The sequence below is a fragment of the Streptomyces sp. NPDC012474 genome (assembly GCF_042955185.1).
Lineage (GTDB): Bacteria > Actinomycetota > Actinomycetes > Streptomycetales > Streptomycetaceae > Streptomyces > Streptomyces cahuitamycinicus.
This window is the reverse complement of sequence record NZ_JBIBEP010000015.1, coordinates 185022-209856: the sequence shown is the minus strand read 5'-3', so window position 1 is coordinate 209856 and position 24835 is coordinate 185022. Positions and strand designations below refer to the sequence as shown.

Annotated in this window: 18 protein-coding genes and 2 pseudogenes; 9 read left to right on the top strand and 11 right to left on the bottom strand. The window is 73.1% G+C overall.

Going from position 1 to position 24835, the window contains the following annotated elements:
- The first annotated feature begins 17 nt into the window (after positions 1–17).
- On the top strand, positions 18–620 hold the full coding sequence (locus ACFY9S_RS29150; RefSeq protein ID WP_391133849.1) for a carboxymuconolactone decarboxylase family protein: 603 nt from the start codon (positions 18–20) through the stop codon (positions 618–620).
- Between the two features lie 116 nt (positions 621–736).
- Here ACFY9S_RS29150 and ACFY9S_RS29145 read toward each other — a convergent pair whose 3' ends face one another.
- A complete protein-coding gene (locus ACFY9S_RS29145; protein ID WP_391133847.1) occupies positions 737–1246 on the bottom strand; it encodes a YfcE family phosphodiesterase in 510 nt (169 codons plus the stop codon).
- A 370-nt stretch (positions 1247–1616) separates the two neighbouring features.
- Between ACFY9S_RS29145 and ACFY9S_RS29140 the strand changes: the two genes are divergently transcribed.
- Entirely contained in the window at positions 1617–3560 is a 1944-nt protein-coding gene (locus tag ACFY9S_RS29140; RefSeq protein ID WP_391133845.1) for a glycosyltransferase, read from the top strand.
- A 4-nt stretch (positions 3561–3564) separates the two neighbouring features.
- On the top strand, positions 3565–4170 hold the full coding sequence (rfbC, locus tag ACFY9S_RS29135) for a dTDP-4-dehydrorhamnose 3,5-epimerase (protein WP_391133843.1): 606 nt from the start codon (positions 3565–3567) through the stop codon (positions 4168–4170).
- A 121-nt stretch (positions 4171–4291) separates the two neighbouring features.
- Here the strand turns inward: rfbC and ACFY9S_RS29130 are convergent, their stop codons facing one another.
- The 7 genes and pseudogenes from ACFY9S_RS29130 to ACFY9S_RS29100 form a co-directional block, all read right to left on the bottom strand.
- Positions 4292–5095 (bottom strand): methyltransferase type 11, encoded by an 804-nt coding sequence (locus tag ACFY9S_RS29130; RefSeq protein ID WP_102911090.1) that lies wholly within the window; start codon positions 5093–5095, stop codon positions 4292–4294.
- Positions 5082–5969, bottom strand: a complete 888-nt coding sequence (rfbD, locus tag ACFY9S_RS29125; RefSeq protein WP_391133841.1) for a dTDP-4-dehydrorhamnose reductase — start codon at positions 5967–5969, stop codon at positions 5082–5084. The genes ACFY9S_RS29130 and rfbD overlap by 14 nt, the downstream gene beginning before the upstream one ends.
- Positions 5966–6946: a dTDP-glucose 4,6-dehydratase gene (gene rfbB, locus ACFY9S_RS29120; protein ID WP_391133839.1), complete on the bottom strand. Its 981-nt coding sequence runs from the start codon at positions 6944–6946 to the stop codon at positions 5966–5968. Before rfbB ends, rfbD begins: the two co-directional genes overlap by 4 nt.
- The gene (locus ACFY9S_RS29115) at positions 6943–8010 is read right to left on the bottom strand and encodes a glucose-1-phosphate thymidylyltransferase (RefSeq protein ID WP_391133837.1); all 1068 of its coding nucleotides are present in this window, start codon (positions 8008–8010) and stop codon (positions 6943–6945) included. Before ACFY9S_RS29115 ends, rfbB begins: the two co-directional genes overlap by 4 nt.
- A gap of 104 nt (positions 8011–8114) precedes the next feature.
- A complete protein-coding gene (locus ACFY9S_RS29110) occupies positions 8115–8297 on the bottom strand; it encodes a hypothetical protein (RefSeq protein ID WP_391133905.1) in 183 nt (60 codons plus the stop codon).
- 180 nt (positions 8298–8477) lie between these two features.
- Complete coding sequence (locus tag ACFY9S_RS29105; protein WP_391133834.1) at positions 8478–8897, bottom strand: CBS domain-containing protein; 420 nt, start codon at positions 8895–8897, stop codon at positions 8478–8480.
- Between the two features lie 74 nt (positions 8898–8971).
- Positions 8972–9904, bottom strand: a pseudogene (locus ACFY9S_RS29100) (LysR family transcriptional regulator).
- 155 nt (positions 9905–10059) lie between these two features.
- Between ACFY9S_RS29100 and ACFY9S_RS29095 the strand changes: the two are divergent.
- Positions 10060–10755, top strand: a complete 696-nt coding sequence (locus ACFY9S_RS29095; protein ID WP_391133831.1) for a DJ-1/PfpI family protein — start codon at positions 10060–10062, stop codon at positions 10753–10755.
- 25 nt (positions 10756–10780) lie between these two features.
- Here ACFY9S_RS29095 and ACFY9S_RS29090 read toward each other — a convergent pair whose 3' ends face one another.
- Positions 10781–13228 (bottom strand): SpoIIE family protein phosphatase, encoded by a 2448-nt coding sequence (locus ACFY9S_RS29090; protein ID WP_391133828.1) that lies wholly within the window; start codon positions 13226–13228, stop codon positions 10781–10783.
- 186 nt (positions 13229–13414) lie between these two features.
- Between ACFY9S_RS29090 and lanKC the strand changes: the two genes are divergently transcribed.
- The 4 genes from lanKC to ACFY9S_RS29070 all read left to right on the top strand — a co-directional run bounded on the left by lanKC (position 13415) and on the right by ACFY9S_RS29070 (position 20098).
- Positions 13415–16009, top strand: coding sequence for a class III lanthionine synthetase LanKC (gene lanKC, locus ACFY9S_RS29085; protein ID WP_391133825.1), 2595 nt, complete (start codon positions 13415–13417; stop codon positions 16007–16009).
- 84 nt (positions 16010–16093) lie between these two features.
- Positions 16094–16210 carry a SapB/AmfS family lanthipeptide gene (locus ACFY9S_RS29080; RefSeq protein ID WP_031113019.1) on the top strand — a complete coding sequence of 39 codons (117 nt, stop codon included), beginning with the start codon at positions 16094–16096 and terminating at the stop codon, positions 16208–16210.
- Between the two features lie 82 nt (positions 16211–16292).
- Complete coding sequence (locus ACFY9S_RS29075) at positions 16293–18137, top strand: ABC transporter transmembrane domain-containing protein (RefSeq protein ID WP_391133822.1); 1845 nt, start codon at positions 16293–16295, stop codon at positions 18135–18137.
- Positions 18134–20098: an ATP-binding cassette domain-containing protein gene (locus tag ACFY9S_RS29070; protein WP_391133819.1), complete on the top strand. Its 1965-nt coding sequence runs from the start codon at positions 18134–18136 to the stop codon at positions 20096–20098. The genes ACFY9S_RS29075 and ACFY9S_RS29070 overlap by 4 nt, the downstream gene beginning before the upstream one ends.
- On the opposite strand, the pseudogene ACFY9S_RS29065 reads toward ACFY9S_RS29070, so the two are convergent.
- A pseudogene (locus ACFY9S_RS29065) lies at positions 20021–20425 on the bottom strand (DNA-binding response regulator); the annotation flags it as partial. The gene ACFY9S_RS29070 and the pseudogene ACFY9S_RS29065 sit on opposite strands and share 78 nt — an antisense overlap.
- Positions 20426–20862: 437 nt before the next feature.
- Here ACFY9S_RS29065 and ACFY9S_RS29060 point away from each other — a divergent pair.
- Positions 20863–23019, top strand: a complete 2157-nt coding sequence (locus tag ACFY9S_RS29060) for a SpoIIE family protein phosphatase (RefSeq protein WP_391133900.1) — start codon at positions 20863–20865, stop codon at positions 23017–23019.
- Positions 23020–23256: 237 nt separating this feature from the next.
- Here ACFY9S_RS29060 and ACFY9S_RS29055 read toward each other — a convergent pair whose 3' ends face one another.
- Positions 23257–24666, bottom strand: coding sequence for a trypsin-like serine protease (locus ACFY9S_RS29055; protein ID WP_391133816.1), 1410 nt, complete (start codon positions 24664–24666; stop codon positions 23257–23259).
- Positions 24667–24835 lie beyond the last annotated feature (169 nt).

Sequence of the window (24835 nt, the reverse complement as noted above, 5' to 3'; positions counted from 1 at the left end):
GAAGACCGGAGGCCGCGATGTCACAGCGCCATGAAGCCGCCCGACCGACCCGTCCGCGGCTGACGCCGCTCCCCGAAGCACAGTGGGACCCACGAACCCGGGAACTGCTGGCCATCGCTCCCCACGACCCAGGGGGCGGGGCCCCGAACATCTTCACCACGCTCGTCCGCCATCCCGACCTCTACGAGCGGTTCATGCCGTTCGGCGGCCAGTTGCTCGTCGGCGGCCGACTGCCGGGAGAAGTACGCGAGTTACTGATCCTGCGCACCGCGTGGAACACCGGCTCGCGGTACGAGTGGGGGCGGCACCTCCCCCTGGCCAGGGCCGAGGGCGTCACGGACGCGGACATCGACCGAGTCGGCGAAGGGCCGGAGGCACCCGGCTGGACGGACCTCCAGAGGCACCTGATCCGCGCGGCGGACGAGCTGAACCGCGATGCCACGATGTCCGACGCCACCTGGGAAGGTCTGGCCGAGCACTTCGACGAGGCCGAACTGATCGAGATCGTCATGCTGGTGGGGCAGTACCACATGGTGGCCTACTTCCTGAATGCCACCGGTGTGGAACTGGAGCCCGGTTTCGACGGCACCGGCTTCGCGGAGGGGCAGGCGGGCACCTAGACGAGCGGGCTGCGAGCCGTCATGTGCCGTTTGCGGGACGGGCGTGGACCAGGTCGAAGGGCCCGGCCGGGGGGTCGTCGCGGGCGACGTCGTGCCGGAGCACCTCCACGCACGGTTCAGCGGGGGGCGCGGGGCGGGAGCCGGTGCAGTTCCACGTCCGTGAGCAGCCCGCCGGCGACCGTGGCGGTCATGTACGTGCAGTGCGGCTGGCGGCGGCGGTCCGTCGGGGAACCCGGGTTGAGCAGGCGCAGGCCGGTGGGGGCCGTGGTGTCCCAGGGGATGTGGCTGTGGCCGAAGACCAGCACGTCCAGGCCGGGGAAGCGGGCGGCACACCGCTGTTCCCGGCCCTGCTTGGCGCCCGTCTCGTGGATCACGCCGAACCGCACCCCGTCCAGTTCGGCGTACGCCACCTCCGGCAGCCGGGCGCGCAGATCCGGCCCGTCGTTGTTGCCGTACACCCCGACGAGCCGGTGACAGCGGGCCTCCAGCAGATCGAGCGTCTCCGTGTCGACCCAGTCCCCGGCGTGGAACACGACGTCGGCGTGGGGGATCTCGGCGAGCAGGGGGCTGGGAAGGCTCTTGGCCCGCTTGGGCAGGTGGGTGTCGGACATCAGTAGCAGTCGCACCTCATCACCCTAGAGGGTGTCGCCCAGTACCCACTTATACGGATGAAGCAGCATCCAGGTCGACCGAGCGCACCCTGCTGCTCGCCGCGCTCCGCCGCCGCGGCCCGCTGTGGCGTCTGCGCACCATGGGGCAGAAGGGGGACGACCAAGGGCTGGGCGCCCTTGCCCGGGGCCACGGCGTGCATGTCCCGGGCCGGAGCGCACCTTGACCGCGAACAGACAGAGAGCGCAGCTCAGTTGCCCTGCGGGCAGAGATGATCACGGCGAGGTCTCGAAAGGTGAGGCGGCCTCGCCCAGCGGGTTAGCATCGGGCAACACGCAGTACAACAGGACGTCTACGGCGAGCGACCCGAAGGGGCCCGGAAACCCGATGCCGGTCAAGGTCAGCGTCATCATCCCCGTGTACAACCCGGGGGTCTACATCGAGGACTGCATCTCCTCGCTGCAGCGGCAGTCGCTGCCTCCCGACGAGTTCGAGGTGATCTTCGTCGACGACGGCTCGACCGACGAGACCCCGGCCCGGCTCGACGCGCTGGCCGCGGAGGACCCCCGGATGAAGGTCATCCACCAGGAGAACTCCGGCTGGTCGGGCAAGCCCCGCAACGTCGGCATCGAGGCCTCCCGGGGCGAGTTCGTGATGTTCGTCGACAACGACGACTACCTGGGCGACGAAGCCCTGGAGCGGATGTACGACTACGGCGTGGCCAACGGCGCCGACGTCGTCGTGGGCAAGATGGCCGGCAAGAACCGCGGGGTGCCGGTGGAGCTGTTCCGCCGCAACCATCCGCGCGCCACCGTCGAGAACGCCCCGCTCATCGACAGCCTCACCCCGCACAAGATGTTCCGCCGGGCCTTCCTGGACCGCATCGGCCTGCGCTTTCCCGAGGGCAGGCGGCGCCTGGAGGACCACGTCTTCATCGCCGAGGCGTATCTGCGCGCGGAGAACGTCTCCGTGCTCAGCGACTACGTCTGCTACTACCACCTCCGGCGGGACGACGGCTCCAACGCCGGGTTCGAACGCTTCGACCCCGTCGGCTACTTCAGGAACCTGCGCGAGGCCCTCGACGTCGTCGAGCGGTACACGGAGCCCGGTCCGGTGCGTGACCGGCTGTTCCGGCGCTGGCTGCGGGTGGAGATGGTGGAGCGGCTGCGGTCCCGGCGCCTGCTGAACCTGCCCGACGACTACCGCAGGGAGCTGTTCGAGGAGATCCACGAGGTCGTCGTCGAGCGCTTCGGGCCCGGTGTCGCGGCCGGTCTGCAACCGACACAGCAGGTCGTCGCCGCGCTGGCGGCGGCCGACCGCTACGACGACGTGGTGGCCTTCGCGGAGTGGGAGGCCGGCGTCGCCCCCCAGGCGACCCCCGCGGACATCGCATGGCACGACGGCTCCCTCCGCATCGGCTTCACGGCCGAGTACCTGTCCGGCGGCGAGCCGATGCTGTTCCCGGCCGGCGCCGAGGCCACGCCGCTGACCGACGTGCCCAAGGACGTGACCGAGGCGGTGCGGTGGGTGGCCTCGGAGACCGCCGCGCGGTTCGGGCAGGCCACGGCCGATCTGTTGCTGCGGGAGCGCTCCAGCGCCGCGCAGTACTTCCAGCCGGTGGAGTTCACGCGCGAGGCCGTGCCGGTCGGGGACGGCGAGGAGGTCCGGCTGGTGCTGCGGGCGACCGCCACGGTCGACCCGGCCGCCCTGCCGCGTGACGGCGCCTGGGACGCGCTCGTCCGGGTGAAGGCGGGCGGCTGGACCAAGGAGTGCCGCCTGGGCCCGGCGCCGCGCGAGGACCGGCCCACGCCGGAGGTGGGCGTCGTCGGCGACCGGCCGGTGCTGCCGTACTGGACCGAGCCGCACGGCAACTTCTCCCTGGAGCTCCGTCCGCGCGGCAAGCGACTCGGGCTGGGCCGTGTGCAATTGGGGGACGTCGCCGTCTCCGAGGAGCGGTTCCGGGTCCTGCTTCCGGTGCACGTCACGGGCGACACCGACGTGCGGCTGAGGTTCGTCTCCTCCCGCCGGATCCTGGAGGTGCCGGGCACGCTGTCCCCCGAGGCGGACCGGCCGGGCTCGGTGGTGGCGGCGGACCTGCCCGCCGAGGATCTCTCGGGCGACGTCTGGCGGGTGGCCGTGTGCCTGACCCCGGGCTCCGACCGGGCGCGCTTCACCGGCCTGCCGTTCGCCCTGCGGGCCGGCGGCGGGAGCGTGCTGGTGACGCCGGCGCCGGGACCCGGTGTCGCGCTGCGGCTGGCCCGGCGCGCGCGACGCGTGCTCGGTGCCGCGCGCCGGAAGGTGGATTCCCGTATCAAGGCCGGAGGGCGGTGACGGCATGCGACCGCTGGGCATAGAGGGCGCTTGGGTTCTGGAGCCCAAGATCTTCCCGGACGACCGGGGCAGCTTCCACGAGTGGTACCGCGGTGCGGAGTTCCGAGAGGCGACGGGGCACGACCTGTCCCTGGCGCAGGCCAACTGCTCGATCTCGCGGCGGGGCGTGCTGCGGGGCGTGCACTTCGCCGACGTGCCGCCCAGCCAGGCCAAGTACATCACCTGTGTACGCGGTGCCGTCCTGGACGTGGTGATCGACATCCGTGTGGGCTCCCCGACCTACGGGAAGTGGGAGGCCGTACGGCTGGACGACGACACGCGGCACGCGGTGTTCCTCGCGGAGGGCCTCGGACACGCCTTCATGGCCCTCACGGACGACGCGACCGTGGTCTACCTGTGCTCGGAGGGCTACGCCCCGGGCCGCGAACACGGCATCCACCCCCTCGACCCGGCCCTGGGCATCGAGTGGCCCGAGGGCATCACCCCGCTCCTCTCCCCCAAGGACGAGCAGGCCCCGACCCTGGCTGAGGCGGAACGCCGGGGGCTGCTGCCGTCGTACGAGGCCTGCCTGGCGTACTACGCGGAACTGCGGGGCAGACAGGAGACGTAGCCCTGGCCCCCGCCTGGGACACACCGCAGGCCCGGACGCGTGCAGCGTCCGGGCCTGTGTCGCGTCAGGCCGGGAAGGCCGTCGGCGCCGACCGCCCCCGGGCGGTGGCCGGCGCCGTCGATCAGCTGCTCACACCGACCTGCTGCAGGGCCTTGCGCAGGGGCTCCCAGCCGACGGCACGGGGCAGGCCCCGGTTGCGGGCCTGGGTGAGGGGACGCCAGAAGCCGGCTCCCAAGAGGGTCTCGGGGCTCACCGCGCCGGCCCGCTCCAGGATCGCCTCGGGGACCTTCTGCGGGTCGGGGATCTTGTACTCGGCCATGATCTCGTCGTACTTGTCGTGCAGGACCCGGTTGTCCGGGTCGGCGCCGAAGACGACCAGCTGGCCGGTGGGGGCGGTGTCCACCTGCACCGTGACCAGGTCAGGTCGGTAGCGCGCCAGCACCTCGGTCATCTTGTAGACGTCGCCGGTCCAGGCGTTGGTGTGCCGGTCCCGGGCCGCTTCGTCGATGCTGCGCGGCAGCATGTCGTCGAGGACGATCACACTGCCCCAGTCCGAGTACTTCTCGACGTTCATGAAGTCGCGCAGCGCGAACTCGAACAGGTGCATGCCGTCGATGAACGACAGGTCCAGCGTCGTGCGGCGCCAGTAGCCGATCGGGCTGCGGCCGCGACGCAGGTTGCGCAGCGGGTGACGGCCGCCCTTGAGGTGCTGGAGCGGATTGTCACGCGCGAAGAAGTCGTCGCTGGTGGCCTTCACCAGGTGGACGTCGCACCTCAGCTCCGAGACCACCTTGAAGGCCGGATCGATCGCGATGCTGGGGACGCGGGACAGCGTCAGGCTGCGCCCGTCGTTGACGCCGATCTCCAGGTAGTTGCGGTTGGCGCTGACCTTGTGCAGTTCCCGGAGGAACTCATGGCGTTTCACGAGGAAGACCTTCCTTGCGGATACGGGGCAGTGCTTCATGCAGGGCGGAGCGCCAGTCGCGCGGCAGCGGCAGGCCGATCTCCTGCCACCGTCCGTGGGCGAGGGCGCTGTACGCCGGGCGGGGCGCGGGCCGGGGGAAGGCCGCGCTGCTGGTGGGGCGCACCCGATCAGGGTCGGCGCCGATGAGGGAGAACACCTCGCGGGCGAGGTCGTACCACGTGGCCTCGCCGGAGTCGGTCGCGTGGAAGACACCGTGCGTGTCGGGGCCGAGCCGGGGGCCGAGGTCGGCGATCCGCTCGGCGACGTCCGCGCTCCAGGTGGGCTGGCCGCGCTGGTCGTCGACGACGTCGAGGGTGTCACGGCGGGCTTCCAGTCCGATCATGGTCCGGACGAAGTTGGAGCCGTGGACGCCGTAGAGCCATGCCGTGCGCAGCACCGCGCTCGCCGCCGGAAGCTCCTCCCGTACGGCCCGTTCCCCGGCCAGCTTGGTGCGGCCGTAGGCGGTGCGCGGGCCGGTCGGGTGATCCTCCGGGTAGGGGGTGGTGCGGGCCTCGCCGGAGAAGACGTAGTCGGTGGAGACGTGGATCATGCGGGCGCCGTGCACCGCGCACGCACGGGCCAGCAGGCGTGGGCCGTCGCCGTTGATCTCCAAGGCGCGGGCCTCGTCCGTCTCGGCGTCGTCGACGGCCGTGTAGGCGGCGCAGTTCACGACGAGGTCGGGGTGGTGCTCCCGCACGGCGGCGTCGACGGCCTCGGGGCTCGTGATGTCCAGGGCGGCGCGGTCGAGGCCCACGACGCTCTCGCCGCGGCCCGTCAGTTCCCCGACGACGTCACGGCCGAGCATGCCGCCCGCGCCGGTGACAAGCCACCTCATGCCCGCTCCTGAGTGACGCGCCGCTTCAGGGGCTCCCACCAGGCCCGGTTGTCGCGGTACCAGGCGACGGTCTCGGCGAGTCCGGTGGTGAAGTCGTGGCGGGGGCGGTAGCCGAGCTCGTCGCGGGCCTTGGAGCAGTCGACGGAGTAGCGCAGGTCGTGGCCCTTGCGGTCCTCGACGTACTCCACCCGGTCCCAGTCCGCCCCGCAGGCGTCCAGGAGCAGGCCGGTGAGCTCCTTGTTGGTGAGCTCGGTGCCGCCGCCGATGTTGTAGACCTCGCCGGGCCGGCCCTGGGTGCGGGCGAGGTCGACGCCCTGGCAGTGGTCGTCGACGTGCAGCCAGTCACGGACGTTGCGGCCCTCGCCGTACAGCGGCACCTTGTGGCCGTCGAGGAGGTTCGTCACGAACAGCGGGATGACCTTCTCGGGGAACTGGTGCGGGCCGTAGTTGTTGGAGCAGCGCGTGACGCGCACGTCCAGGCCGTGGGTGCGGTGGTAGGCCAGGGCGAGCAGGTCGGAGGAGGCCTTGGAGGCGGAGTACGGCGAGTTGGGCTGGAGCGGATGGTCCTCCGGCCAGGAGCCGGACTCGATGGAGCCGTAGACCTCGTCGGTGGAGACGTGCACGAAGGGGCCCACGTCGTGGCGCAGGGCGGCGTCCAGCAGGGTCTGGGTGCCGAGGACGTTGGTGCGGACGAAGTCGGCGGCACCGCTGATCGACCGGTCCACGTGGGACTCGGCGGCGAAGTGCACGACCTGGTCCGCGCCGGCCATCAGCTTGTCGGCGAGTTCGGCGTCGCAGATGTCCCCTTGCACGAACTCCAGCCGCGGGTGGGTCAGTTCGAGGTTGTCGAGGGTGCCGGCGTAGGTGAGCTTGTCCAGCACGGTGATGCGCGGCGCGTCGGGCGCGTCCGAGGCGAGGAGTGCGCGGACGTAGCGGGAACCGATGAACCCGGCGGCGCCGGTGACGAGGAGGTTCATGAAGTGATCTGCACCTTGCTGTGATCTCCGAGGACGAATCGGTGGGCGCTGGGGACGCTGGGGGCGGGAGTCACCTCGACGTGCCGGCCGATCAGCGAGGCCTCGATCCGGCCGACGCCCTGGATCGAGGAGTCCCGCAGCACGATGGAGAACTCCAGCTCGCTGTCGGTGATCCGGCAGTTCTCGGCGATGGAGGTGAAGGGACCGACGTAGGAGTTGCTGACGAGGGTGCCCGAGCCGATGACGACGGGCCCGACGACACGGGAGTTGACGATCCGTGCGCCCTCTTCGAGCACCACGCGCCCGATGGTCTCCGACACGTCGTCCACCTCGCCGTCGATGCGGCGCTCCATGGCTTCGAGGACCGTGCGGTTGACCTCCAGCATGTCGCCGACGTTGCCGGTGTCCTTCCAGTAGCCCTTGATGACCGTGGAGCGCACGTCGGCGCGGGTGTCGATCAGGTGCTGGATGGCGTGGGTGATCTCCAGTTCGCCGCGCCAGGACGGTTCGATGGCGCGGACCGCCTCGTGGATCCGGGGCGTGAACATGTAGACGCCGACCAGCGCGAGATCGCTCTTGGGCTGGTCGGGCTTCTCCTCCAGGCCGACCACCCGGCCGGAGGGGTCGAGTTCGGCGACGCCGAAGGCGCGGGGGTCGGCCACGCGCGTGAGCAGGATCTGGGCGTCGGGCCGGTGGCCGCGGAACTCGTCGACGAGGCCGGTGATGCCGCCGACGATGAAGTTGTCGCCGAGATACATTACGAAGTCGTCGTCACCGAGGTAGTCCCGGGCGATCAGTACCGCGTGGGCCAGCCCCAGGGGCCGCTCCTGGGGTATGTAGGTGACCTTGAGGCCGAACTTCGACCCGTCCCCCACCGCTTCCTCGATCTCCTCGGCCGTGTCCCCGACGATCATTCCCACGTCGGTGATGCCGGCCTCGGCGATCGACTCCAACCCGTAGAACAGCACGGCCTTGTTGGCCACGGGCACCAATTGCTTGGCCGACGTGTGTGTGATCGGCCTCAGTCTTGTTCCTGCGCCGCCGGACAGCACGAGAGCCTTCATTCGGTTCACCTTAGTCGTGATCCGGCGGCTGTGAACATCACTTCTTTCAGTTGTCGACGTGCGGAGTTACCCGGGTCGTCGCCGCTCGGTCCTGCGGAGGGGGCTCAGTCCTCACCTCGGACGATGTTCCACTCCGCTCCGGAGCGCACCGCTCCGGGGGTGCCCCGGTCCTCGACGGCGGGGAGGCACGTCCGCGGCGCGGCCTTCTCGCGCAGACGGCGCGCCGTCGACCAGCCGGTTTCGTGCCTGCGGACGACGGGCTTCTCACTGGTGTCCATGGACTCCACGACTCATCATCTTCCTTCTGCTTCCACTGATGTTCGAGTCCCCAGCGACAATCCGAACAAACCCGGACCGGGACGCCTGTGCCGCGCGGCCGAAATCCCCCGCCGCCGCCCGGCGTTCCAGGACGGACGACGGTCCCGCGCACGGCGAGGTGGGCGGGACCGTCCGGGGGGCGCTGCCGGTCAGGCGTTGGGGCGCGCGGCGCTGATGTCGCCGAGCGCCGAGTCCGGATCGCGCTCCATGGCCATGTCGCCCAGGGAGACGATGCCCACGGGGTGCCCGTGGTCGACGACGGGGATGCGGCGTACGGAGTGCTCGCGCATCAGCTGCACCGCCTGGACCAGATCGTCGTCGGGGCTGACGGTGACCAACTCGTCGCTGCACGCGCCGGCCACGGTGTTCCGCTCCGGGTCGCCGCCCCTGCTGACCGACCGGACCACGATGTCCCGGTCGGTGACCAGGCCTCGCAGATGGTCACCGTCCGTCACCAGGACGGCTCCGAGGTCCTCGTCGCGCATGATGCGCGCCACCTCGGCGACGGAGGTCTGCGGCTCGACGGTGACCGGGTCGCCGGTCATGATGTCGCGGACATGCTGAGCCATGACGTTCCTCTTCCTTCGGCTCGTGGCGGTTGCTCCGTCCTACGCCGCGCCGGGTACCCGGTCGTCGTGCGGTGTCACCACGTGCGGCCGGCCTCCAGCAGCCGGTCGCGGACGAGGGGGACGTGCGGGTTGTCCGAGGCGCCCGGCCGCTGGACGAGGAAGCCGGTGTTGATCGGTGTGTCCTAGGGGGCGTCGAGGAGGACCAGGGCGCCGGACGACAGTTCCGCCGCGCACAGGTATCGCGGCAGCACGCTGAACCCGGCCCCGGCCGTGACCAGCGCCAGGACGGCCCTCAGGTCCGGCACCGAAACGGCGGCGCGGGAGTTCAGGCGCCGGCCGAAGACGTGCCGCCAGTAGCGGCGCACGATGGGCAGGTCCTCGGCGTAACTGATCAGCGGGACGTCCTGCAACGCCACGGGGCCGTCGGCGGCCGGACGCCGCGCGACACGGTCGGCCCAGGCGGGGGCGGCGACCAGGACGAACTCCTCGTCGACCAGCGGCACCGCGGACAGGGTGCGGCCGCGGGGCCGGGTGGTGGCGATCACCAGATCGTGGCGGCCGGCGCGCAGTTCTTCGAGCAGGGGCTCGGTCAGTCCCGTCGTGACGCGCAGCCGTACGCCTTCGGTGACGAGCGGGGCGAGGGCGGGCAGGGCCCGGGTGGACAGCAGCTCGGCGGGCCCGGCCAGATGGACCGGCTCGGCGCGCGCGCCCCGGGGGCCGTGACCGGTGGCCTCAGCGAGCGCGTCCAGGGGTCCCGCGACACGGGCCGCGAGTTCGTCGGCGACGGCTGTCGGGGCGACGCCGCGCGGCAGCCGCTCGAACAGCTCCCGGCGGGTCTGCCGCTCCAGTGAGCGGATCTGTGTGGTGACGGTCGGCTGGGACAGGCCCAGCAGCTGAGCGGCGGCCGTGAAGGAGCCGGACCGGTAGACGGCCAGGAAGGTACGCAGCAGGTTCAGGTCGGGCTGCGCGGGCGTGCCGATGGCGCCGAGGGGGTCGAGAGGCCTCACACGATCCGACCCTACTGCGCCCCGCCATTGGAATTCCTATGTCGGGCATGGGTGCTGCCATTGGAAAACCGGCGGTCCGGGCACCTACGGTCGTTCTCGTACCAGTCATCGCCGCGCTGTCCCACCGCGGCCCGTCCCACGGAGATGCACCCACCATGTCGAAGATCCTCTTCGTCGTCACCGGCGCCGACACCTGGACCCTGGCCGACGGCACCGAGCACCCCACCGGCTTCTGGGCCGAGGAGGCCGTCGCCCCGTACGAGGCGTTCCGCGCCGCCGGTCACGAGGTCGTCGTGGCCACGCCCGGCGGTGTCGAGCCCACCGTCGACCGGGCCTCCCTGGCCCCCGAGGTGAACGGCGGCCAGGAGAACGCCGACCGGATCGCGAAGGCGCTGGAGTCCTTCGCCGAGCTGCGGCGTCCCGTCCGGCTGGAGGACGTCCGGCTGGACGACTACGCGGCGGTCTTCTACCCCGGCGGCCACGGCCCGATGGAGGACCTCGCCGTGAACGCCGACTCCGGCCGGCTGCTCGCCATGGCCCTGGAGTCGGGCAGGCCGCTCGGTGTCGTGTGCCACGGGCCGGCCGCGTTGCTGGCCGCTGCGGGGGCCGACGGCGAGAACGTCTTCGCCGGATACGAGGTCGCGGCGTTCACCAACGCCGAGGAGGTCCAGGGCGGTCTCGCCGACCGCGCGAAGTGGCTGCTCCAGGACCGTCTCACCGAGGCCGGGGTGACCGTGCGGGCCGGGGAGCCGTGGGCCCCGCACGTGGTCACCGACCGCAACCTGGTCACGGGCCAGAACCCCGCGTCGTCGGCCCCGCTGGCGGAGGAACTGCTGAAGCGGCTGGGCTGAGGAGTCGCGCCCGCCGGGCCGGGGCTCAGCGGCCCAGCACCAGCTCCGCCCACACCTGCTTGCCGCCGCTGACCGGGAGGGTGCCCCAGGTCGCGGAGACGGCCTCGACGAGGAGGACGCCCCGGCCGCCGGTGGCCTCCCAGCCGATGCTGGACGGTCTGACCGGCGAGCGGGGTGAGGCGTCGGCGATGGCGACGCGCAGCCGGTTGTTCACCAGGGTAAGGTCCATGCGGACCTTGCCGTCGGTGTGGACGAGGGCGTTGGTGACGAGTTCGGAGACGACGAGGAGGACGGCGTCGTACTCGGCGGTGACGCCCCAGGAGCGCAGGGTGCGGCGGGCGAAGCGGCGGGCGTGCCCGACGGCCTGGGGCACCCGCCACACCGTCCAGCTCTCCCGCAGGGGGCGCAGCTCCATGCCGTCGTAGCGCAGGAGGAGCAGGGCGACGTCGTCGCTGCGCGGGGCGTTGCCGAGGAGGGCGTCGGCGACCAGCCCCAGGTCGGTGGGGGCGGCGCCGGCGAGCTGCTCGGCGAGGTGGTCCATGCCGTCGTCGATGTCGGAGCCGGGGGTCTCGACGAGCCCGTCGGTGACGAGGGCGATCACGGTGCCGGGCGGCAGCCGGAGCGGGCTCATGGGGAAGTCGGCCCGGGCGACCACCCCGAGCGGCGGTCCGCCCTCGGCCTCCGCGATCTCGGTCCGGCCGTCCGGGTAGCGCAGCACCGGGGGCAGGTGTCCGGCGCGCACGCACCAGGCGGAGCCCTCCTCCAGGTCGACGTCGACGTAGCAGCAGGTCGCGAAGAGGTCGCTCTCCATGTCCACGAGGAGCCGGTTGGAGTGCGCGACCACCACGTCCGGCGGGTGGCCCTCGACGGCGTAGGCACGCAGGGCGGTGCGCATCTGGCCCATGAGGGTGGCGGCGCCGGCGCTGTGGCCCTGGACGTCGCCGATGACCAGGGCGACGTGGTTGTCCGGTAGCGGGATGACGTCGTACCAGTCGCCGCCGAGTTCGAGCCCGGCCGTGCTCGGCAGGTAGCGGGCGACGGCCACCGCGCCCGGCAGCCGGGGCAGGCTGCGGGGCAGCAGCTGGCGCTGGAGCATGCCGACGAGTTCGTGCTCGGCGTCGAAGGCCCGGGCCCGTACCAGGGCCTGTCCGGCGAGTCCGGCGCAGGCGGTGAGCAGGGCGCGTTCGTCTGTGCCGAAGTCGTGCGGGGTGTCCCAGCCGATCAGGCAGGCGCCGGCCATGCGGTTGCCCGCGGGCAGCGGCAGGACGGCGAGGCCGCCGGGGCCGACCTCGGCGAGGGCGCGTTCCAGGGGGCTGCCGGCGGGCCAGATGCGGGCCCGGCCCTCGCGCAGAGCGGCGGCGAGGGTGGGCATGGCGCGCACGGGCGCGTCAGGCCACTCGGTGCGCCACTCCGACCGCCACAGCTCGGGCCAGGCCTCGGGTTCGGGCGGGTCGAGGACGGTGACGACGAGCCGCTCGCTCTCCAGCTCGGCGAGTGCGATCCGGTCGGCCCGCAGCGGTCTGCGCAGTGCGGCGACCACGGCCTTGCCGACGTCGCGGACGGTGACGGCGGTGGCCAGCGCGGTAGCCAGGCGCTGGACGCGGACCACGTCGGTGACGCCGGAGCGCAGCGTGGAGGCGTCGACGACCGTGCCCACGAGCCGTGGCGGGCGGCCCTCGCCGCCGGGCAGGAGGCGCCCGCGCAGCCGGAGCCATTTCGGCGGCCCGGTGGGCTGGAGCACCCGGAATTCCAGCTCCCGGTCGCCGATGGACATGTGGTCGGCCTCCACCACGGACATCAGTGACGGCAGATCCTCGGCGACGGTCAGGCTGAGCAGCGTCTCGACCCGGCCGTCGAATTCCACGGGGTCGAGGCCGAAGAGGTCCAGCAGGTCGTCGCCGACCCGGACACGGCCGGTTTCCATGGCGAGGCTGAAGGCGCTCGGCGGCAGGTCGCCGGCCTCGGCGGGCGCCGCCGGGGCGGTGAAGGCGACCGCTTCGGAGACGAGTTCCAGGCACCTGAGGTCGTCGCCGGTGAATCCCCCGGGGTGCTCGCTCACGGCCAGCAGACAGCCGCCGTCCCCTTGCACGGGAAGGGCCGTCAGGAAGAAGTCGCCGGAGGGTAGGCGCCGCGCCTGGGCGTCCGCGGCCAGTTCCGCCGGGCCCAGCGACACCGGCCGTCCACCGCGGTGGGCGGCGGCGACCGGGGACCGTCCGGCCCGCGGGTAGCTGTCGCGCAGCCCGTAGAGCGTCCTCGGGACCCCGGCCGACTCCATCAGGTACAGCAGCTCGCCGTCCTGGCCGGGAGCGTAGACGGCGGCGAAGGCCGCACCGGCGAAGACGAGTGCCTGTTCGAGGACGCGGCGCAGCCGTTCGGGTGACTCCTGATCGACCGCGATCGCCTTGAGGGCACCTTCGGCACGCGTCGATCGCGTTCCGCGCTCTTGGGCGCCCTGACTGACCACGTTGGCCATTACAGCGCTTATGAGACACCTGCGCAGCCCCTGTGGGCGTTCCGTGGTGGAGCGTCGGCGAACGCGCTCGAAAGAGTCCGAACATGTCTTGACGCGTGAGTTCCGCACGGTGTTCTCGTGACAGGCGTGACTGTGCGTGCCCGGCACGTGGCTGGAAAGCTCGGTGCTCGTCACGGAGGGGGACGCATGGACAAGCGGTACGAGGTGTACGCGCTGGCCGACCGGCATTTCTACGAGACGCCGGACCGGCTGGCGCGGAGCGGGCAGGGGAGCGCCGCCCACCTCTACGAGACGGCCCGCCGGCCGCTGCCGGAGGGCTGGGAGTCGGCCCGGATCGGCGACTGGCTGACGATGACGCCGCTCGGCCCGGAGGGCGAACCGCTGCAGGGCCCGGCCCAGGGGTGGAAGATCCACGCCTCGGCGACCCGGGCCGACGCGGAGGACATGGCGCGGATCGTGTGGGACTACTGCGTCGAGCGGCGCGTCCCCTTCAAGTTCGTGCCGGGCCCGCACCTGCTCCACCTGCGCAACACCAAGTACGCGCCGCGCGACGGCAGCGGCAAGTTCGTCACCGTCTACCCGGCCGACGAGGAGCAGCTGCACCAGGTGCTGCGCGAGCTGGGCGCGCTGCTGGAGGGGTTCGAGGGGCCGTACATCCTCACCGACCTGCGCTGGGGCGAGGGCCCGTTGTACGTCCGCTACGGCGCCTTCGCACGTGCGTTCGTCGTGGACGAGCGGGGCTCGCTGGTGCCGGCGGTGCGGGACGGCGAGGGGCAGCTGGTGCCGGACCGGCGGTCGCCGTCCTTCCAGGTGCCCGAGTGGGTGACACTCCCGGCGTTCCTCCAGCCGCACCTCGACGCGCGGAACAACACGACGACCGGGGAGCTGCCCTACCGCATCGAGAAGGCGCTGCACTTCTCCAACGGCGGCGGTGTGTACGCGGGCACCGACACCCGGGACGGGAGCAGGATCGTCCTCAAGGAGGGCCGTCCGCACGCGGGTCTCGCCTCGGACGGGGCCGACGCGATCGCCCGGCTGGAGCGGGAGAAGCAGGCCCTGGAGCAGGTCGCGGGCACGGGCGTCGTCCCGGAGGTGCGCGACTGGTTCGAGCTCGGCGGGCACCGCTTCCTGGTGATGGACTTCCTTCAGGGCCGTCCGCTCAACTCCTTCTTCGCCGAGCGGCATCCGCTGCTCACCCAGGACCCCGACCCGCGGGCCGTCGCCGGCTACACGGCCTGGGCGCTGCGCATCCACCGCAGGGTGGAGGAGGCCGTGGCGGCGGTGCACGCCCGGGGCATCGTCTTCAACGACCTGCACGTCTTCAACATCATGGTCGCCCCGGACGAGGAGACGGTGTTCCTCCTCGACTTCGAGGCCGCGGCCCCCGCCGAGGAGAACGGCCGCCAGGTCGTCGCCCACCCCGGGTTCTTCGCGCCGCCGGACCGCCGGGGCGCCGACGTCGACCGGTACGCGCTGGCCTGTCTTCGGCTGGCCCTGTTCCTGCCCGTGACCACGCTGTTCGTGGTCGACCGAGGCAAGGCGGCACACCTGGCCCAGGTGATCGCGGAGCAGTTCCCGGACGTGCCGCGGGAGTTCCTGGACGAGGCGGTCACGGAGATCACCCGGGAGGTGTCCGGCCGTACGGTGGCCGCTCCCTCCTCGCCGGTGGACCCGGGCGACTGGCCGTACAGCCGCGACTCGATGGTCAAGGCCATCCTCGCCTCGGCCACCCCGGAGCGTGACGACCGGCTCTTCCCCGGCGACGTCGCCCAGTTCTCCGACGGCGGTGGGCTCGGGCTCGCCCACGGCGCCGCGGGGGTGCTGTTCGCGCTGGACGCGGCCGGCGCCGAGCGGTACGACGAGGGCGAGCGCTGGCTGCTGGACCGGACGGCACCGGCCCCGATCGGCACTCCGCTCGGCCTGTACGACGGGCTCGCGGGCGTCGCCCTGGTCCTCGACCGGCTCGGGCACCGCCAGCGGGCGCTCGACCTGGTCGAGGGCATCCTCGCCGAGCGGTGGCAGAAGCTCTCCTCCGACCTGCACGGCGGACTGGCCGGACTGGGTCTCGTCCTCGGGCACCTGGCCCGTACGACCGGCGAGGCGGAGCTGGGCGAGCGGGCCCACGACGCCGCGCGGATCCTCGTACAACGGCTCACCGAGCCGGTCCCGGCCTCGTCCCGGCCGCGCGCCGGACTGCTGCGCGGCGCGAGCGGCCCCGCCCTGCTCATGCTGCGGCAGTACGAGTGGACCGGCGAGGAGGCCTGGCTGGAGGCGGCGGCCGTGGCCCTGCGCCGGGATCTGGCGTCCTGCGTGACCCGGGAGAACGGGTCGCTGGAGGTCGACGAGGGCTGGCGGACCCTGCCCTACCTCGGGGACGGCAGCGCGGGCCTCGGCATGGTCCTCGACGATCTGGTCGCCCACTCCCCCGGTCTCGCCGGGGAGTTCGGGCCGGCCCGCTCCGGTGTGCTCACCGCGGCCACCTCACGCTTCTACGCGCAGCCCGGGCTCTTCCAGGGCCGCGCCGGAATGATCCTGCACCTCAGCCGCACGACCACGCCGGGCGCGACCGAGGACCGCCTGGCCGGTCAGATCGCCGGGCTCGGCTGGTTCGCGATGGCGTACCAGGGCCAACTGGCCTTTCCCGGGCACCAGATGATGCGGCTCTCCATGGACCTCGCCACCGGAACGGCAGGGTGCCTGCTGGCGCTCGGCGCGGCCCTCGACCCGGCGACCGACGCCCACCTGCCGTTCCTCCCGCCGCCCGGAAGGCGGCCCCACTGACGCGGCTGCGCGATCCCGCGGAGTCGTGACACCACCCCGTCCCCACGGATGACCACGGACGGACACCCAACGGAAGGACACACCATGGCACTTCTCGACCTGCAGACCATCGAGACCGAAGAGCGCACGGACGGCGGCGGCAACAGCACGGTGAGCCTGCTCTCCTGCATCAGCGCCGCGAGCGTTCTGCTCTGTCTCTGACCGACGGTCTGCTCGCTCCGGGCGGCTCCCTCCCTTCGGGGAGGGGCCGCCCGGGGTCCTTCCCGTCCCAGGAAAGGCCCGTATGACCACGCGCGGCGACGACGACCCGGCGGCCGGACACGCTCGCACGCTGCTGCGCACGGCCACCCGGTACAGCGGGTCCCGCTGTGCGGCGCTGTGCCTGGTGAGCATCGCCGCGACGGGTGCCGGACTGCTGCTCCCGGCCGTTCTGGGCCGGGCCCTCGATCTTCTGCTGGCACACGCTCCGGCGACCCGCTGGGTGCTCTGCTGCGCCGGCCTCGTCCTGCTGCTCGGTCTGCTCGACGCGCTCCAGACCGTCCTCACCGGCACCGTCGACGCCCGCACCACCGCGTGGCTGCGCCGCAGGCTGACCGGGCACGTGCTCGGCGTCGGCCCGCGTGCCGCGGACCGCTTCGGCTCCGGTGACCTCGTCGCGCGGCTGGTCGGCAACGCCGCCGAGGCGGGGACCACTCCGGCGGCCCGTGCGGCGCTGGTCGCCGCGCTCGCCGGTCCCGTCGGCGGGGTGGTCGCGCTGGGGCTGATCGACTGGTGGCTGGCGGCCGTGTTCCTCGCCGGAGCCCCTGTGCTCGCCCTTCTCCTGCGCGCCGTCTCCCGGGACACCTCCGAGAGCGCGGCGCGCTATCAGCGGGCCCAGGGCCGGATCGCGGCCGCGCTGGTGGAGGCCGTCGAGGGGGTCCGCACCGTCCGCGCGGCCGGCACGGAGGGCCGGGAGACGGCCCGGGTACTGCGGCCACTGCCCGATCTGTCGCGGGCCGGGCACCGCATGTGGCGGGTGCAGGGGCGGGCCGCGGCCCGGGCGGTCGCCGTGGCTCCGTTGCTGCAACTCGCGGTCGTCGCCGTGGCAGGTGTGCTGCTCACCCGGGGCAGGCTCTCGGTGGGCGAGGTGCTCGCGGCCTCCCGGTACGCGGTGCTGGCCACGGGCGTCGGTGTACTGGTCGGCCGGCTCGCGGGCCTGGCCCGGGCCCGGGCCGCGGCCCGGCGCCTCGGCGAGGTCGAGGCCGAGCCCGCCACCCCGTTCGGCGCCCGCCGACTGCCCGACGGCCCCGGGCGGCTGGAGCTGCGCGGGGTGACGGCCCGGCGCGGCGGACGCGCCGTGCTCGACGAGGTGGACCTCGACGTGCCGGGCGGCACGACGCTGGCCGTGGTCGGCCGGTCCGGGGCGGGCAAGTCGCTGCTGGCCGCGCTGGCCGGACGGCTGGCCGATCCGGACGCGGGCGAGGTGCTCCTCGACGGCGTGCCACTGCGCGAGCTGACGCACGACGACCTGCGCGGCGCCGTCGGATACGCCTTCGCCCGGCCCGCCCTCCTCGGCGGCACGGTCGAGAAGGCGATCGGCCTCGGCCTGCCGTCCCCCTCCCCCGGCCGGATCCGGGAAGCGGCCCGCACAGCCCTCGCGGACGACTTCGTCCGCCGCCTCCCCAAGGAGTACGACACGGCCGTCGCCGACGCCCCGCGCTCCGGCGGCGAGTCCCAACGGCTGGGTCTGGCCCGGGCGTTCGCGCACGGTGGCCGCCTGCTGATCCTCGACGACGCGCTCTCCAGCCTCGACACGGTGACCGAACGGCACATCACCGACGCCCTGTTCGGTGACGGCCCGGGCACCACCCGGCTGCTCGTCGCCCACCGCGGCGCGACGGCCGCGTGCGCCGACGCCGTGGCGTGGCTGGACGGGGGGCGGGTGCGGGCGGTGGGGCGGCACGAGGAGCTGTGGCGGCTCGCGGAGTACCGGGCGGTGTTCGGGGAGGAGGGGGCCGGGTCCGCGGACCCGGGCGACAGCGACGCGCCACCGGTTTTGGACACCCGGGGCGGGAACGGAGAGGGACATGACGGCATGAACGGCCGGACGCGGCCCGTAGCACCTGCCGGGGAGGGGACGGCTTCGTGACGGCCCGGTCCCCCGCCGGCCTGCCCGCCCGGGGCCTGCGCTTCCTGCTGGCCCGCCGTCGGGTCCTGCTGCGGCTCACCGCCTGGTCCGTCCTGGAGACCGGGCAGACCTTCCTCATCGGGTACGGGCCCGCCCGCGCCCTGGACGACGGATTCCTGCGCGGGCGGGCCGATGTCGGGCTGGTCTGGCTGGCGGTGACCGGGATCGGTGTCCTGCTCGGCGCGTACGGGACGGCCCGGGTCTACGCCGCCGTCGCCGCGCTGGTCGAACCGCTGCGGGACCGGCTCGTGGAACGCGTGGTCGCGCGGGGGGTGCGGACCGGTGACGCGGCTTGCCTGTCCGGGCTCACCCAGCAGGTGGAGATCGCCCGGGACACCTTCGCCGGACTGGTCATGGTCTCCCGCTCCTTCGTGGTCACCGCCGTCGGTGCCCTGGCGGGCCTGTTCACCCTGGCCCCGCCGCTCCTGCTGGTCGTGGGGCCGCCCCTGGCCGTCGGCACGGCGCTGTTCGCCGCGACGCTGCGGCCGCTCGCCCGGCGGCAGGAGACGTTCCTGCTCGCCGACGAGGCCCTCGCCGGTGACCTCGGCACCGTCTGCCCGGGCCTGCGGGACATCACGGCGACCGGCGCGGAGGCGCACATCGCCGACGGCACCGGGAAGCGGGTCGAGGCCGAACTGCGGGCGGCGCGCGCCCTGGCCCACTGGGGCGTGCTGCGTGTGGTGTCCCTGACGATCGGCGGCCAGCTGCCGATCGTGCTGCTGCTCGCCGCCGCCCCCTGGCTCCTGTCCCGGGGCGTCACCGCCGGCGCCCTGGTCGGCGCGCTCGCCTACGTCACCCAGTCCCTGCTCCCGGCCCTGCGCAACCTGATCCATGGCCTGGGCACGAGCGGCTCCCGGCTGACGGTGGTGCTGCGCAGGCTGACCCGCACGGACACCGCCGACGCCGACACGCCTCGGACGGGGCCGGGCAGCCATGTTCCGGGGGCCGACGACGGCGACCCACCGCGCCCCACGCCGGCCGGCCGCGGCCTCCCGCTCCAGCGTCCCGTGCGGGACCGGCCCGGCGGCGAAGAGGCGCCCCCCGCCTTCTCCCTCGCCTCCGTCACCTTCGCCTACGGCCCCGCCAGCGCCCCTGTCGTGCACGACCTCGACCTCGACCTGCCGCCGGGCGCGCACCTGGCCGTCCTGGGTCCCAGCGGCGCCGGCAAGTCCACGCTCACCGCGCTCGTGGCGGGGCTGCTCACGCCCTCGCGCGGCACCGTCCGGGTGGGCGGGCAGCCCGTGCCCGGCCCGCAGGCCGCGGCCGAGCGGGTGCTCATCCCGCAGGAGGCGTACGTGTTCGGCGGCACCCTGGCCGAGAACCTCGCGTACCTGCGCCCGGACCCGGTCCCCGAGGAGGAGATGCTGGCCGCGGCCGAGGCGGTCGGCCTCACCCCCCTGGCCGGCCGGCTCGGGGGGCTCGGCGCCCGGGTCGATCCGGCGGCGCTGTCGGCCGGCGAACGGCAGCTGGTCGCGCTGGCCCGGGCCTGGCTGTCGTACGCCCCGCTCGCCCTGCTCGACGAGGCGACCTGCCATCTGGACCCCGAGACGGAGGAGCGCGCGGAGCGGGCGTTCGCCGCACGGCCGGGCGGGACCCTGGTGGTCGTGGCCCACCGCATCAGCTCGGCCCGCCGCGCCGGCCGTGTCCTGGTGATGGACGGCCGGCGCACGGCGTACGGCAGCCATGAGGAGCTGATGTGCTCCTCCGCGCTGTACCGGGACCTCGTCGGGAGCTGGGCTCCGGCACCGGCCCGGCGGGGGTCAGAGCCAGCCCTGGCCCTGCGAGATGCGTATGGCGTCGATGCGGTTGCGGGCCCCGGTCTTGCGGGTGATGGCCGCCATGTAGTTGCGCACCGTCCCGTGGGACAGGTGCAGGCTCCCGGCGATCTCCGCGATGGAGGCCCCCTCGGCCGCGAGGGATAACACGCTCAGTTCTCTGCGGGTCAGCGGCATCTCGGCGGCCTTGAGGAATCCGAAGCCCAGCGAGTCGTTGACGAAACGTTCCCCCTCGGCGACGCGACGGATCCCGCGCAGCAGATTCTGCGGGGATCCCTCCTTGTCGACGTAGCCGAGCGCCCCCGCCTCGGCCGCCCGCTTCAGCAGGCCCGGCCGGTTCGCGGTGGCGAGCACGAGTAATCGCGGGCGCACCCGGTCCGGCCCCGGCCGGCACAGTTCGCCCAGCGGAGGGATGCCGTAGGAGTCCGCGCACTCCAGGTCCGCCGCGCACACGTCCGGCCGAACCGACCGCATCGTGCCCGGCGCGCCGCGCCACGACGTGTCGTGCACCGCCAGGTCGGATTCCTGCCGCAGCCACTCCGCCAGAACCGACCTCACCAGACACTCGTCGTGCACCAGAAGCACCCGGATCACTGCCACCCCCTCCGCTCGCCGTACGCCCCCTCGTCGTATTGAGCGCGTGCCCCATTGTTCGCGACCGTGTCCCTGCGTGGGCGCGGAGAACCGGCCATCAGGGTGCGCGGGGGCGCACGCTCAGCGCCCGTACGCCCGGCCACGCTTCGACTACGGGGGCATGGGTCGGGGCGGTCGGGGAAGGCACGCGTCGCCGACGGGGCCGGAGCACATGTGACCGACGGTAACCGGGGCGGCTCCGGAGCCGCTCGTGGTGCGGGACGGGCCGTCAGGGGGGAGATTTGTTCCTGGACCCGGTCGCGCGGCCGTGCGAGGAGGTGGTCGGCGTGTCCGACGGGCATTCCTCCGCACAGGCGCCGGCAGCCGCCAGGACGCCGGTCGGCCGGCCCCTGCTCTCCCTGGCGCTCGCCTCGATGATGGACGAGGTGCACGCCCACTCCGGCGCGGTGTACCTGATGTCCCCGGATCAGCCGGTGCTGGAGATGGCGGTGATGGCCGGGCTGCCCCGGGCGTTCGCGGCACCCTGGGAGCGGGTGGGTCTGAACGCGCCGATCCCGGTCTCCGACGCGGCACGCGAGCGGCGGCTGGTGTGGGTCGGGGGCGAGGAGCAGATGGCCCGGCACTATCCGCGGATCGCCGTGGTGCTGCCGTACCCCTTCGCCCTGGCAGCGGTGCCGATCGCCACCGAGTCCACCGTCTACGGCGCCGTCTTCGTGACCTGGCCGGGCGCGCATCCGGCGGAGATGTCCGACCACGAGCGCGAGCATCTGACCGCGGCCTGCGGCCGGCTGGCGGTCCGGCTGGAGCGGGCCGCCCAGCACAGCATCCCGCCGCACCCCGAGACCGATCTGCTCGCCGCGCCCGTGGTCGGAGGCATGGCCGGCTCGCTCGGCACGGTCGAGGCCGCACGGATGGTGAGCCGGCTGCCGTACGGGCTGGTCTCGCTGGACCTGCACGGACGCATCGGCTTCGTGAACGCGGCGGCGGCCGAACTGCTGCACGTCCCGGTGAGCCGGCTGCTCGGCACCCAGCTGTGGGCGTCGGTTCCCTGGCTCAACGACCCGGTGTACGAGGACCGTTACCGGGCCGCGCTGCTCAGTCAGCAGGTCACGTCGTTCGTGGCGCTGCGCCCACCCGGCGAGTGGCTGTCGTTCCGGCTGTACCCGAGCACGACGGGTCTGAGCGTCCGCATCACCCGGTCCAGGGCCGTGTCCCGGATGAACCGGACCGCACCGCCGTCCGACGGGGCGCCCTCCCGGCTGGTCACCATCTCGCAGGTGCTGGACCTGGCCGGGGCGCTCACCGAGGCGGTGGGGGTGCAGGACGTGGTGCAGCTGGTCGCGGACGAGATCGCCCCGGCCGTGGGCAGCCAGGCCCTGGTCGTGCTGGGCTCGCGGGCGAACCGGCTGCAGGTGCTCGGGCACCGCGGATACCGGGACCCGCACCTGGTGGAACGGTTCGACGGGATGCCCCTGACCGAGTCGACACCCGGCACCCAGGTGCTGCGCACGGGCGTGCCCGCCTTCTTCGAGTCGCAGGAACAGCTGGAGCGCCTGTACCCGGCGCGACTCGCCACCCCCGACGGTTTCGCGGCCTGGGCCTATCTCCCCCTGATCGCCCAGGGCCGCCCGGTGGGGACGTGCGTGCTCTCCTACGCCGAGCCCCACCCGTTCCCGACGGAGGAGCGGGCGGTGATGACCAGCATGGCCGGGCTGATCGCCCAGGCACTGGAGCGGGCGCTGCTCTACGACGCCAAGTACCGGCTCGCGCACGGACTGCAGGAGGCGCTGCTGCCGCACTCCCTGCCGTCGCTGCCCGGCATCGAGGCGGTCGGCCGCTATGTGCCGGCCACTCAGGGCATGGACATCGGCGGCGACTTCTACGACCTGGTGGGCGCTCAGGGGACGGCGGCGGCGGTGATCGGGGACGTCCAGGGCCACAACGTGACGGCGGCCGGGCTGATGGGGCAGGTCCGCACCGCGGTGCGCGCGTACACGACCGTGGGGCAGGCGCCCGAGGAGGTCATGCGCAGCACCAACCGGCTGCTGCTCGACCTGGGGTCCGACCTGTTCGCCAGCTGCCTGTACCTGCGGCTCGACCCGGAGCACGGGCGGGCCGTGATGTCCCGGGCGGGCCATCCCCCGCCGCTGCTGAGACGCCCGGACGGCCGGGTACGCGTCCTCGACCTGGCGGGCGGCCCGCTGCTGGGCATCGACGCCTCGGCGGTGTACCCGACGACGGAGGTCGCTCTGGCTCCCGGTTCGCTGCTCGTCCTGTACACCGACGGGCTGGTCGAGTCCCCCGGCACGGATTTCGAGGAGGCGCTCGCCGATCTGGGCCGGCGGCTGGGCGACGCCGGGGACCAGCCGCTGGACGAACTGGCCGACAGCCTCATCCAGCATGAACAACGCCGCGCCGACGGGGAGGAACGGCTCGACGACATCGCCCTGTTGCTGATCAGGGCCCTCGGCTAGGGGTGCTGCCCGGGACGTTGGTGACAGGCGACACGCCTTGAGTGGTCCTTGAACGGGGCGAGGGCCCGTCGTTCGGAGCACGCCGCAGACGCGGGGTCCCGCACGCTCGTCTGCCGCGTTGTCATCGGTTGCCGACGCTCCGGGTGGGGGGAACGCCGGTGGCCGGCCCGGTTCCGCCAGGAAGGGGGCGGAACCGGGCCGGCGGCGTCGGACCGGCTGCCGACGGCTGAGAAGGGGTCAGCGGCTCTCGGTCAGACCGGAGTTGTCCTCGACACCCTGGCCCGCGTCCTGACCGGCTCCGGCACCCGCACCGGCCCCGGCACCCGCTTCGTCGCCTCCGGCCTGCTCATCGGCACCGGCACCGGCCTCTTCACCCGCACCGGCCTCTTCACCCGCACCGGCCTCTTCGCCCGCACCGGCTTCCTGGCCGGCACCGGCCTCTTCACCGGCGCCCGCCTCTTCGCCCGCGCCGGCTTCCTGGCCCGCACCGGCCTCGTCACCGGCACCGGCACCGCCGCCCGCGGCACCGCCCGCGCCGAGGGTCGCGCCGACCGCCTCCAGGGCGGTGGTCACCGGCTGGAAGAACGTCTCGCCGCCGACCGTGCAGTCACCGCTGCCACCGGAGGTCAGGCCGATGGCGAGACCGTCCTGGGTGAACAGCGAGCCGCCGCTGTCGCCGGGCTCGGCGCAGACGTCGGTCTGGATGAGACCGGTGACGGTGCCCTCCGGGTAGTTCACCGTGGCGTCCAGGCCGAGGACCTGGCCGTCGGCGAGCCCGGTGGTGCTGCCCATCCGGAAGACCTCCTGGCCGACGGTCGCCTCCGCGGCCTCGGTGATCTGGACGGTCTGGTCGCCGGTGTTGACCTCACTGGGCGCCTCGGTCGCCGGGTCGTCGTACTTCACGAGTGCGAAGTCGCCGTCGCCCGGGAACGTCGACTGGTCGACGGTGGCGATCGGCTGACCGCCCTGGGTGTCCGACCACTCGTTGCCGCCGAGTGTGCAGTGACCGGCCGTCAGGAAGGCGGGCGAGCCGTCTCCCGCGGTGACGTTGAAGCCGAGGGAGCAGCGCGAGCCGCCCGCGAAGATGGCGTCGCCTCCGGAGACGAACGGCTTGAAGGTGCCGGAGGACTTCCTGATGGTGGCCATGCCGGAGCCGAGCTCCTGCACGGTGGACTCCAGTCTGTCCCACTTGGCGCCGGTCACGGTGCTGTCCGCCGTCACCAGGAGCTTGTTGGTGCGCGGGTCGATCGACCACGAGGTGCCCGCGATGGTCGCCTCGGACTTCAGCGTCGAGGCGCCGTCCTGCAGCTCCGACCAGCTGTTCTCGACCTCGCGGACCTTCGCTCCGGCCGCCTTCGCCTGCACGACCACGTTGTTGTTGTCGCCCGGTACGACGTTGACGACGAGCTGCTGGCTGTCGCCGTCGTAGTAGGAGCCGCCGAACGCTTCGCCGAGGAGCCCGGAGAGCTGCGAGGCGAGATCCGAGGCGTCGCCCGCCTTCAGGGTCTTCGGCGCGGCCGCCGCGTCGTCGGACGAACCGTCCTGCGATGCGTTGGCGTTGGGGAGCAGGAGCGCGGCCGCGCCGAGCGCCACCACGCTGCCCGCCGCTATCGCGGCCTTGCGCTTCGGAATTCGCTTGTGACTCAAACTTCTCTCCTCCTGGGGAACGGAGTAGGTGCCGCCGTCCGGCAGCTTCTGGGGGGCGCCTGGATGGCAGTTGGTACGCACGGGCCGCGCGGGGCGTTCAATTCCGATTGCAAGTGATCCCTTCGCGCTGCGGAATCAGCCAACTCCCGCCGCCCGCACGGTGACCGCC

Excerpts from the sequence above, each read along its gene's own strand:
- ACFY9S_RS29150 (WP_391133849.1), top strand. The coding sequence starts at position 18 with ATGTCACAGCGCCATGAAGCCGCCCGACCGACCCGTCCGCGGCTGACG.
- ACFY9S_RS29140 (WP_391133845.1), top strand. The coding sequence starts at position 1,617 with ATGCCGGTCAAGGTCAGCGTCATCATCCCCGTGTACAACCCGGGGGTC.
- rfbC (WP_391133843.1), top strand. The coding sequence starts at position 3,565 with ATGCGACCGCTGGGCATAGAGGGCGCTTGGGTTCTGGAGCCCAAGATC.
- rfbD (WP_391133841.1), bottom strand. The coding sequence starts at position 5,969 with ATGAGGTGGCTTGTCACCGGCGCGGGCGGCATGCTCGGCCGTGACGTC.
- rfbB (WP_391133839.1), bottom strand. The coding sequence starts at position 6,946 with ATGAACCTCCTCGTCACCGGCGCCGCCGGGTTCATCGGTTCCCGCTAC.
- ACFY9S_RS29115 (WP_391133837.1), bottom strand. The coding sequence starts at position 8,010 with ATGAAGGCTCTCGTGCTGTCCGGCGGCGCAGGAACAAGACTGAGGCCG.
- ACFY9S_RS29105 (WP_391133834.1), bottom strand. The coding sequence starts at position 8,897 with ATGGCTCAGCATGTCCGCGACATCATGACCGGCGACCCGGTCACCGTC.
- ACFY9S_RS29095 (WP_391133831.1), top strand. The coding sequence starts at position 10,060 with ATGTCGAAGATCCTCTTCGTCGTCACCGGCGCCGACACCTGGACCCTG.
- ACFY9S_RS29090 (WP_391133828.1), bottom strand. The coding sequence starts at position 13,228 with ATGGCCAACGTGGTCAGTCAGGGCGCCCAAGAGCGCGGAACGCGATCG.
- lanKC (WP_391133825.1), top strand. The coding sequence starts at position 13,415 with ATGGACAAGCGGTACGAGGTGTACGCGCTGGCCGACCGGCATTTCTAC.
- ACFY9S_RS29080 (WP_031113019.1), top strand. The coding sequence starts at position 16,094 with ATGGCACTTCTCGACCTGCAGACCATCGAGACCGAAGAGCGCACGGAC.
- ACFY9S_RS29075 (WP_391133822.1), top strand. The coding sequence starts at position 16,293 with ATGACCACGCGCGGCGACGACGACCCGGCGGCCGGACACGCTCGCACG.